The sequence below is a fragment of the Acetobacterium bakii genome (genome assembly GCF_001263355.1).
Lineage (GTDB): Bacteria > Bacillota > Clostridia > Eubacteriales > Eubacteriaceae > Acetobacterium > Acetobacterium bakii.
Genome location: NZ_LGYO01000012.1, coordinates 1 through 11,630 on the forward strand (window position 1 = coordinate 1; position 11,630 = coordinate 11,630).

Consider the following 11,630-nt stretch of genomic DNA (forward strand, 5'->3'; position numbering starts at 1 on the left):
ACGTCGGACACTCTCCGAGATGTCCGCCTCGACGTTACAAAATTGTTTGTGAAAACTGACATCAAAGCAACCATTGTTCGTTTCTTTTAAATTTCGAAATTATCTATTATCCAAAACAAGAAAGGAAAAGCCATGGGATTAAAAATTATTGCCGGTCGGCGGTCGCAGGTGCTAAGCCAGACCGTTTACAGAGAAATTGGCGAAGCGTTAAGAAATGGGAAAGAAAATCTTTTTTTAATCGTTCCCGAGCAATTCACCCTGGGCGCAGAGGCTGCGCTGATTGAGGCCAATAATCTTAAGGGATTGCTGGGGGCCGAGGTATTGAGTCCGAAACGGTTAGGCGATCGGGTGCTCCGGGAAACCGGCGGCCTGACCAAAACCTTTATGGATGTCCATGGGAAAAATATGCTGCTCCAAAAGACCCTGGGAGAAATCCAGGAGGATCTGACCATTTACCACAGCAGTGCTAAAAAGCCGGGCTTTCTGCAAAGCATGGGTGATTTTATCGCCGAATTGAAACAAAATGAAATTTCACCGGACCATTTAAAAACCATGATGACAGACCTTGACCCGGGGATGATCACCCAGAAGCTTTCGGACATCGTGAAAATATATGATCATTTTAATGCCTTGCTGGGAGTGGATCGGTTGGATGAGGAAGATTTTCAAAATCTCGTCTGTGAAAAAATTCCGGGAGCGCCCTTTTTAAAAGCAGCAGAGCTCTGGTTTGACGGTTTTCAGAACTTTTCACACCAGGATTATAAAATGATCCGAATGTTAATGATCACAGTTCCTGAGTTGAACATTGCCCTGCCCTGGGACCCCAATCCCATCGCCAGAGACGCGGAGGTCTTTCAACTGACCCGCAATACCGTCAATGCCATTAAAAATATTGGCGCCGAAGCCATGGTAGAGTTTGAATTAATGAAGGCTCCTATCCAACATCACGAAAGTCCCGATCTCAAACATCTGGAAGCTAATCTTTTTGCCTACCCCAGAAACATAAAGCCATCTGAGGTCACCGACATTGCCCTGACCCAGTGTCAGAACACCTGGGAAGAGGTGGAAAAAGGGGCTCAGAAAATTCTGGAATTAATTCGCGATGAGGGCTTCTCCTTTCGGGACATAGTGGTACTCACCGGCGATATTGAGGAATACGGCAGCATCGTTAAACGGGTTTTCACCCAGTATAAAATCCCCTTCTTTATGGATGATCTTAGGTCCGTCGGCGACAACCATTTAGTGGAAGCCATCATCGCCACCCTGGAAACCCTGCAGAACAATTATCGGTTTGATGATATTTTCGGGTTTGTTAAAACCGGCTTTTCACCGATTACCCTCAGTGAATGCGAAGACCTGGAAAATTACGTGCTGGAATTTGGCATCCGGGGGAACCAGTGGCAACGGGAATTCACAAAAATCAGCCAGAACGAAGCCCTGGATTTAGAGCGGTTAAATGGTCTGCGGCTCCGGCTCATCACCCCCTTGTTGGCGCTCCAGGAAAAGCTGAAAACAAATAAGTCCTACGCTGCCCGGACTCAGGCACTGTATGAATTTCTGGTGGACATTAAAACCCCGGAAAAAATAGATGTCCTGGTGGAAAAGCTGTTTGAAAAAGAGAATTACGAAGCCATGGAAAGCTATCATCAGATTTGGAATATTCTCATGGAGGTATTCGATCAGGTCGCCGAAACCATGGGAGCGGACAGCGTCAGCCTGGAAGACTACCTGCGGATTTTAAGAAGCGGGTTCCAGGGCTATCGCCTGGGGATCATTCCGCCCCACCGGGACTACGTCAGCATCACCGATCTGCGCCGCAGCCGCAGCGGGGCCTTTGAGGTTCTGATCGTGTTTGGTTTAAATGAAGGTTTAATTCCCGGCGTCGGCACCGAACCTAATCTGATTTCAGATTCCGAACGGATGCTTTTAGCCAGCCATGAGATTCGACTGCAGAACAACCGCGAGTTTCAAATGGATCAGGAACGGTTTTTGGTTTACGATCTGCTGACAAAACCGAAGTCAAAGCTGTTTATTTACTGGGCCCTTGCGGATATGGAAGGAAACAGCCGCCAGCCATCGATTCTGCTCAGCCAGATCGCCGCTATCTTCCCGGCCTTGGGCATACATTCCACTCTCAGTGAAGGAAACCGGGAATTCTGGAGTAAAATAAGCAGTCCGGACAGCACTCTGTGGCATCTTACCACATATTTGCGAAACAAGAAAAATGCCAATATAGCGGATGCCCCAGAGGTGGATGCGCCCTGGGCGATGGTCGGGGAATGGTTTGAACAAAACCCCGCCTATCAGGAGCGCTACCGCCAATTAAAAGCGGCCCTTGATTACAAAGGTCTTCCCGGGGAAATGGAACCTAGCCAGGCCAAAAGGCTTTACGGCAGCACCCTGCGCACCAGTATTTCACGGTTGGAACTGTTTCGCCAGTGTCCCTTTTCCCACTATGTGCGGTACGGCTTAAAGCCCCAGGGTCGCCCGGTTTATACTATTCAGGCCCCTGAAATCGGCACCCTGCTGCACCAGTTAGTGGACGGCTTTTTCAAGGAAGTCGATCATCAGAACCTGAATTTAAGAGAGTTGACAAAGGAAAAGCGGCATACCCTGGTTGAAGAAGTCATGACCCGGTGCCTGCCGCAAATTAAAACCAATGTCTTTAACAGCACCGGACAATACCAGTACCTCGGCAAAAAACTGGAACGGGTCGGCAAAAAATCCATCGATATTATTATGGAACACCTTTGTGCCGGGGATTTTGAACCCAAGTATACCGAGGTCAATTTTGAACAGGATATTTTAATTCCAGAATTGAATCTCGGCGAAGTGAAAATCGTTGGAAAAATCGATCGCCTGGATCTGTACGAAAAAGATGGCACTACCTTTGTTAAAGTCATCGACTATAAAACCGGTTCCAAGAAACTCAATTTCGATGATATTTATTATGGGCTGTCGATTCAGCTGCTGGTTTATCTCGACGGAGCTATGAATGTCATCGAAGGCGAGGATATTCTGCCAGGCGGAACCTTCTATTTCCATGTCGATGATCCCATTCCCCGGGTTGACTTTGCCCAGAACATTGAAACGGAAATCAACAAGGCCTTTAAATTAAATGGTCTGCTGCTGGACGATCCCGATGTGATTGCCGCCATGGATGGCAATAGCAACAAAAATAAGTCTGAGATCTTGCCTTTGAATTCCAATTCGGCCTCAAAGCTAACCGCTGCCGAATTCGAAGCGGTGATCAAGTACGTCAGAGCCACCGTGATCCGCCAGATCACCCGGATTTATCAGGGGGACATTGCCGTGCGTCCTTTTAAAAAGGGCGCCGAGTATGGCTGTCAGTATTGTGAGTACAAGGGCATCTGTCAATTCGATGAGGACATCCAGAAAAACAGCTACGAGGTATTTAAGAAAACCATGAAAAAGAATGTCTTTTTTGAACTAATAGAAGGGGAGAAAACCAATGAAATGGACCAGTGATCAGCGTGATGCCATCGAAATCAGAGAAAAAAATATGCTGGTATCCGCCGCCGCCGGCTCGGGAAAAACAGCGCTGCTGATAGAGCGGATCATTCGGATTATCCTCGAAGAAAAAGTTGGGGTCGATGAACTGCTCATTCTGACCTTCACCCGGGGTGCCGCCGGAGAAATGAAAAACCGGCTCAGTCAGGCCCTGGCAAAGGCTCTGGAAGACCCCCAGAACGACCGCAGTTTTCTCCTTCGGCAAATGAACATCCTCGGCGGTGCCGCCATTTCGACCCTCCATTCCTTTTGCCTGTGGGTGCTTAGGCAATATTTTCAAAAAGGCGATATCGACCCTGGATTTATGGTGGGTAACGAAACCGAGATTGCCCTGATGCTCAAGGAAACCCTGGAAGAGCTCTTTGAAGAAGAATATCAGCAGGCCGATAATAACCCCGATGCACCCTTTATTAAGCTGGTGGAAAAATACAGCGGTAACCGCAATGACCAGGGACTCAAAGACACTGTGGAAAGCTTCTACCGTTTTCTGGTCACCCAGCCGGATCCCGAAGGCTGGTGTCAAAAATCCCTTGCCCTGTTTGACTGTGATACCGACAGCTTTTGGACCTCGGTGTGGGGCGAGTCCCTAAAGGCCGTGCTTACCGCCAAGCTCATCGGCGCCTGGAATTACGCCAAAAAAGCGGCGGCTGCCAGTGACGTGCCCGGCTTTGAAAAAACCCATGAACAGATGAAGGAAGAACTTTTTTTCATCGAAGACCTGCAAACACAACTCAGTAATGACTTTTCAAAGGGATTAGCAAGCCTGGAAAGCTTAACCTATCCCAATTACAAAGGCAGTTCCAAGGTGGACAAAGCCCTGAGCGATACCATTAATAAAGAATACCGCACCAAGTCCAAGGCGATTATTATGGAACTCCAGGAGAATTTTCTGTCCCACCTGGATGAACGCATCCGGGAACTCAACTGCCTTAAAGACACCATGAGTGATCTGGTGGAGCTGACCCAAAAGTTCTGGGCCGCTTTTCGGGCCAAAAAAGCCAAAAAGAATCTCCTGGATTTTAATGACTTGGAACAATTTACCCTGAAGATTTTAAGAGATCCGGTAATTGCCAAAGAAATCCAGGCCAAGTATCGGCACGTGTTTTTAGACGAATACCAGGACACCAACGAAATGCAGGAAACCATCCTCCAGTGCATCGTCCGGGACAACAATTACTTTATGGTTGGGGATGTCAAGCAGAGCATTTACCGTTTCCGTTTGGCGGACCCCACCATTTTCATTAAGAAATATGAAAGCTTTGGCCAGGAAGAAAGCGTGGATGCCCTGGTGACCCTGAGCAAAAACTTTCGCAGCGCCCAGGGGGTGATTGACGGTGTCAATGCCATCTTCAAAAAAATCATGAGTCTGAACCTGGGAGAAATTGATTACGACCATCGGGCCATGCTCAATAAGGGCCTTTTAGCCGCGGGCCCCTATGAAAAAACCGAGATCCATCTGTTAGACGCCCAAAATCAGGCCCCGGATTATACGGACGCTGAAGGCGAAGGTACCGAAGATCTCACCGAGGTTGAAATGGAAGCCCGGTTTGTGGCCCACAAAATTCAAGCCCTGGTGGGCACCCCATTTTTCGATACCCGCCAGAACAAAGAGCGCATGATCACCTATCGGGATTTTGGCATCCTGATGCGCAGTGCCGCTGGCCGCGGGGATGTCTATCTCAAAGTTTTCAGTGAACTGGGGATTCCCACCTATTTTGATGGCGGCAGCAATTACTACGAATCCCTGGAAATTAATATGATTCTCAACCTGTTAAACCTCATGGATAACCAGCACCAGGATATGCCGCTGCTCAGTGTAATGACCTCGCCCATTGGCGGCTTCAGCACCGATGAGTGCACCGGTCTGCGCATCAATCAGCCAACGGGCTTTTATTACGAAGCAGTTGAAGCCTACCGTGATCAGGAAAACGACCCCCTGGCCCAAAAGCTCAGAGTTTTTTACGACCGTCTGGACAATTGGCGCAATGAGTCCAAACTGATGCCGATCGAAGATTTTCTCTGGAAAATCTATCTGGATTCCGGCTACTATGCCTTTGTGGGGGCCCTACCCGGCGGCGAACAGCGTCAGAGCAATTTAAAAATTCTTCTGAAGCGGGCCGCGGATTACAAAAAATCAACATTAAGAGGGCTGTATCAGTTTATCCGTTTTATCGAAAATATGAAAAAACACAAACAGGACATCTCCCCGCCGGGGATTTTAAGCAATGCCGATGCGGTGGTGCGCATCATGACCGTGCATAAAAGCAAGGGCCTGGAATTTCCCATTGTCTTTCTCACCGGCACCGGCAAAAGGTTCAATAAACAGGGCAACAGCAACCAGATTCTGTTTCACAAGGATCTGGGCATCTGCCCGGACTATGTCAATTTGGAAAAACGGTTTAAGCGCAGCTCTCTGGCCAAGGAAGTCTGCAAGGCCCAAAGCAATATGGAAATGCTGTCCGAAGAAATGCGGCTCCTCTACGTCGCCATGACCCGGGCCGAGGAAAAACTCTTCATCGTCGGAACCGTGAAAAAAATGGAAAATGAAATTTCGAAATGGCTGGAAGAACCTGATGATTATGGGCTGCTAAAGGCCAGCGGCCTGCTGGAATGGGTCATGCTCGGGGTCATTGGCGGAAAAGGCCTTACCGATCTGCCGCCGATTCTCGACCTGGATCATTTTACGGTTTACCGTCATGATAACAGTCCTGACGAGTCGGATCAGCCACCGGAAAAAACGGATCAGGAAGAAACACCCCGGTCGGAACCAGTTGTTACTGAACAACCACTGGACCCTGAACTAAAAGCAGGGATTTTCAGACGCCTGAATTACGTGTACCCGGAAAAACCCGGCAATGCCCTGCCCAGCAAAATGAGCGTCACCGAAATAAAAAAACTGCGCAGTGAAACCCTGGAAAGCAACAGAGACGTTCAGTTAAAAAAATTACCCCAGCGCAGTGAAAAACCAAAGTTTTTGGAGCAAGTGTCAGAAGATTTCACCCCCAGCCAACGAGGATCAGCTCTCCATCTGGTCATGGAATCAGTTAATTTTGCACCAATCCAAAAACAGCTGAAGACACACGGATCCCAGGCTTTTGAAGCATTTCTAAACGGCTTTTTTATTAAAGAAGTCGAGCGCCTGATTCAAACAGATTTTTTACCCGAAACATTAGCCCGTTCTCTGGATCTTTCCCGATTGGTGGCCTTTTACAGCTCACCCCTGGGTATCCGGCTGTTGTCCGCGCCAAAGATAAAACGGGAAATTCCCTTTAACTACTGCTATCAACCGGGAAAGGTAAAAGCCGAATGGGCTGACATTACCGCTAAAATAATGGTCCAGGGGATCATCGACTGCGCCTTTATTGAAGATGGAAAGTGGGTGCTGATTGATTACAAAACCGATTATTTCAAAGATACAGGACAGCGGGCTGCCCTCATAAACGGCTACGAGATTCAAGTCAGTATCTACGCCGAAGCCCTGGAAACCCTAACCCACATCCCCGTCAAAGAAAAAATCATTGCCTTTATCACCATGAAGGAAAATGTGAGCATTTAGGTAACGTAATGTGAGACAAACCTCTTTGCGGTTTTTTATTTCATCATGTTTTGTGCATCAAGGCGACCGGTTGATAGCCTGTACGATCTTGCTAGCACACAACGATGAATAAGTGTCTGCAAAAAGGTAATGTAAGACAAACCTCTTTGCGGATTTTTAGTTTATTAAGTTGTACGCATCAAGGCGAACGGTTGACAGACTATATGATTTTGCAGCATACAACGATGAATAAGTGTCTGCAAAAAGGAAATGTAAGACAAACCTGGCTGCGGATTTTTATTTCATCAAGTTGTGTGCATCAAGGCGAACGGTTGACAGACTATATGATTTTGCAGCATACAACGATGAATAAGTGTCTGCAAAAAGGAAATGTAAGACAAACCTGGCTGCGGATTTTTATTTCATCAAGTTGTGTGCATCAAGGCGAACAGGCGACAGCCTGTCCGATCTTGCAGCACACAACGATGAATAAATGTCCGCAGCCAGGTTTGTCGATTATACGTACATTTTTAAAGAATCTGTGGTAAAATATCTTTTGATTAACTTTAAAATAAATTTAGAAATTATTTGAGGATAAATAGTAATGAAAGCACTGCAAAAAGATACAGTCAGAGAAATCAAGGGGACAATGAGCCGGTTTTTATCCATTGTGGCCATTATTGCGCTGGGGATCAGTTTCTATGGGGGCATAAAAACCACCGGGCCGAGTATGAAATATACCGCCAATCAGTATTATCAGGAACAACGGCTGATGGATTTGCGACTGGTTTCGACCTACGGATTTCAGGATGGCGACGTCGCGGCCATTAAAGAAACCCCGGGTGTGAACACCGTGATGCCCAGTTATTCGGCGGATGTTATCATTGAACAAGGGGATAAACGGCCAGCTATAAAGCTCATGGCCCAACCTGAAAACGATGGTCTGAACCAACCGGTGATAGTAGAAGGCCGAATGCCCGAAAATGCGGGCGAAATGCTGTTGGAAATGCCAACCCAGGACACCGCGGTATCCAGCAGTTCGCAGTATAAATTGGGAGACACCATTAAGCTTTCACCGGAAGTTGGGGACAAGAATCTGTCAGATACCCTCAATCGGGACAGCTTTACCATTGTGGGATTTGTGCGTTCGCCTCAGTTTGTTTCCATTGAACGGGGTAGCACCACTATTGGCCGGGGCGAACTGGACTACTTTGGGTATATTGATCCCACCAGCTTTGTTTCCGAACGTTACACCGAAGTCTATGTTCTATCCCAGGCCTCGGCTGACGGAGTTTCCGCTTTTTCATCCGAGTACACCACCGCCATCGAAGCACTGGAACTTGAGATGGCAAACCTGGGTATTGAACGGCTGGAAGTAAATCGCGAGGATATTCAAAACCAGGCTGAAATTGAACTGGAAAAGGGACGAAATGAACTGGCGGATGCCAAACAGCAATTTGCCGACGGCATTGCCCAGGGCGAGGCCACTCTGGCTGATGCCAGAAACCAGTTATTGGCCGGCGAAGCCGAGCTAGCCGATGGTCAGCGGGAATATGAACAGACCATCAGGGATTCAGAAGCCCAGCTGGCTGATGCCAAAAATCAAATCGCCAAGGGTGAAGCCGACCTGGCCCAGGGACCCGCTATTTTACAACGGGAACTGGATGCCGGGCAGGCCCAGCTCGACCAATTAAGAATGGGTATTGCCCAAATGGAAGCTCAGGATCCCTCGGCCCAATTGCCGGAACTGGAAGCCCAGCTGGCCGAGGTCCAGGCCCAGATTGCCCAGGGGGAAGCCAAGTTACAGGCTCTTTTTCTGGCCCGGGCAGAGATTGAAGAACAAATTCAGGCTCTTGATCCCACAGCCCCGGATTACGCCAGTCAGTTGATTATTTTAAATGGCCGGTTGGCAGTTAATAATTCCCAGATAGACTCAGCCGAATCCGGCCTGGAAATCGCCAGGACAACAGAAGCACAGATTCAGGCCGGTATTGATGAGATTCAGGCCTTCTTGAATCAGCTGGCCGGAATGAAAGAACAGCTGGCAACCGGGGAAGCAGCTTTAGCTCAGGCCCAAATTGACGGCCAGAATCAGTTGGCTGCCGGAAGAGCAGCTCTGGATCAAAGTAAAATTGATGTTGCCAATGGCGAGGCTGCCCTTGAAGCCGGTAATATCCAGGGACAGCAAACCCTGGATGCCGCGCAAAATGAAATTAACCGGGGCTGGGCAGAACTCAGTGAAGGCGAAAGCCAGTTGGCTGAGAAAAAAGCCCAGGGCGAAGTGGAAATAAATAAAGCGGCTCAAAAGCTGGCTGAGGCCGAGGCCGAAATCGCCGCCATCGATTTTGGAAAATGGTACGTTTTCAACCGGGCCGACAATCCGGGATATACCAGCTATGGTGAGGATGCCCAGCGGATTGACAATATGTCCGGGATCTTTCCAATATTTTTCTTATTGGTAGCCGCCCTGGTTTCCTTTACCACCATGACCCGAATGGTTGAAGAACAACGCACCCAAATCGGAACCCTTAAAGCACTGGGGTATCAGCATTATCAAATCGCCTCCAAGTTTTTCATCTATGCCTTGCTGGCTGCCGTACTGGGATCAGTGCTTGGGCTGGCGCTCGGGCTGAATACCCTGCCGTATCTCATTACCAGCGCCTATAACCTCCTCTATCAAATGCCGGAGCTAACCATTTGGATTCCCTGGGTTCCCATTCTCGTTAGTTGTCTGATTGCCGTTTTATGCACCGTCACCGCCGCCATTGCCGTGAGCTACATTGAACTGAGAGAACAGCCGTCCCAGCTGATGCGTCCCAAGGCCCCAAAAATCGGCAAGCGAATTTTTCTTGAAAGAATTCCGTTTATCTGGAAGCATATGGGCTTTATCGAAAAGGTCACCGCCCGAAACCTGATGCGTTATAAGGGCCGATTCTTTATGACCGTTATTGGTATCGCCGGGTGTACCGCCCTGATCCTTGCGGGTTTTGGCCTTCAGGATGCTATTTTTTCGATTATCCCCAAACAGTTTAACGAAATATCCGTTTTTGATGGGACCTTGGCATTTAAAACCGAGGGCACCCTGACCGAAAAAGCGGCGATCAAAACAGAGCTTAACGGCGACAGCCGATTCAGTGAAAACATGCTGGCCTATCAAACCCAGATTAAACTGCAAAAACAGGGCAATGATCTGCAAAAACAGGCCTATCTTTTTGTTCCCGAAGCCGCCGGGAGCATGCCGGAATTTTTGCGTCTTCAGGATCGAAAAAGCGGAGATCCCATTGACTTGGAAAAAGAAGAAGTGGTGCTGTCGGAAAAGATGGCCAAAGTCCTGGATGTAAAGGTCGGTGATACCATCACGATATCCTCGGATGATGAAAGTCACGAGGTGATGCTGGGAGCCATCACCGAAAATTACCTGGAAAACTTTATTTATCTATCGCCAGCCGTTTATGAAGAAACTTTTGCCAGGCCCCTGAAAGTAAATCTGGCCTACTTCAATCTGCTGGAATCAACTCCGGAGATTGAAGATGCCGTGGCAAAGGATTGGCTGGATGCTCCCGGGGTGGTTGCCATTAACTATACCGGGAACATTATCGCCAGCACCAATGACAGTCTCAGTAGTCTGAATATTGTGGTGCTGGTCATGCTGCTTTCCGCTGGGGCACTGGCGGTGGTGGTGCTTTACAACCTCACCAACATCAATATTTCTGAGCGGGTCCGGGAAATTGCCACCATCCGCGTCCTCGGTTTTTACGATATGGAAGTGTATAAATATATCTTCAGAGAGAATATTGTGCTGTCCGGCATCGGCATAGCGGTGGGATTGGTATTGGGGGTACTCCTCAACGGCTTTATCATCAATACCGTAGAAACCGACATCGCCATGTTCGGTCGGGGTATCGAGCTCAGCAGTTTCCTTTTCGCCATATTGTTTACCATGGTCTTTACCATGCTCGTAAATATCGTCATGACCCCCATGATCAAACGCATCAGTATGGTTGAGTCCCTCAAGTCCATCGAATAGATCGCGGCTTATTTCACTGCCAATTGTTTATCCTTGTGTGCTGCATGAGCGGACATGCTAACGCAGGTCCGCCATGATGCACACAATTGGATCAAACAATAGTCAGTGAAATTCAATCATTTTGCGGTTAAAGCTAAACTAAGTCTTTAAGCCATTCACAATGCCATAAAGCAACGATTTTTCTCAGACTTTTAGGTGTAATAACGAATAATTACTATTGAAAATTAAATTAGTTGCAATCAGAAGGTGGAAAATCGAAATTTTCCACCTTCTTTTTCTTTGCAAGAATCTCTATTCATGCTAAAATTAACTCAATTGAATGTGATAACGTTTGCCTGACAAAAAAGGGATTCTGATTTGGAAGGGATGTGATTCGAAAAAATACCTGCCTCAAAGGGCCTGATTTTTGCGTATTAACTTCCTGTTTCCGAATAGGGAGTTTTTTTATTGAAATGGGCAATGATTGAAGTGCATTCTAAAGCTATAGAAAAAAGAGTTTGTAGGTAATTGCGAAATTCATAAACATCGAACAATGGT

4 protein-coding genes are annotated in these 11,630 nt (G+C 47.7%); all 4 read left to right on the forward strand.

The window, feature by feature from the left end; all coding sequences use genetic code 11:
* Positions 1-132 precede the first annotated feature (132 nt).
* The 4 genes from AKG39_RS05905 (at position 133) to AKG39_RS05915 (ending at position 11,093) form a co-directional block, all read left to right on the forward strand.
* Positions 133-3,489 carry a PD-(D/E)XK nuclease family protein gene (locus AKG39_RS05905; RefSeq protein WP_050739453.1) on the forward strand — a complete coding sequence of 1,119 codons (3,357 nt, stop codon included), beginning with the start codon at positions 133-135 and terminating at the stop codon, positions 3,487-3,489.
* On the forward strand, positions 3,473-7,087 hold the full coding sequence (addA, locus tag AKG39_RS05910) for a helicase-exonuclease AddAB subunit AddA (RefSeq protein WP_050739454.1): 3,615 nt from the start codon (positions 3,473-3,475) through the stop codon (positions 7,085-7,087). The genes AKG39_RS05905 and addA overlap by 17 nt, the downstream gene beginning before the upstream one ends.
* 104 nt (positions 7,088-7,191) lie before the next feature.
* Positions 7,192-7,614: a hypothetical protein gene (locus tag AKG39_RS19695; RefSeq protein WP_126981230.1), complete on the forward strand. Its 423-nt coding sequence runs from the start codon at positions 7,192-7,194 to the stop codon at positions 7,612-7,614.
* A gap of 56 nt (positions 7,615-7,670) precedes the next feature.
* A complete protein-coding gene (locus tag AKG39_RS05915; protein WP_050739455.1) occupies positions 7,671-11,093 on the forward strand; it encodes an FtsX-like permease family protein in 3,423 nt (1,140 codons plus the stop codon).
* Positions 11,094-11,630 lie beyond the last annotated feature (537 nt).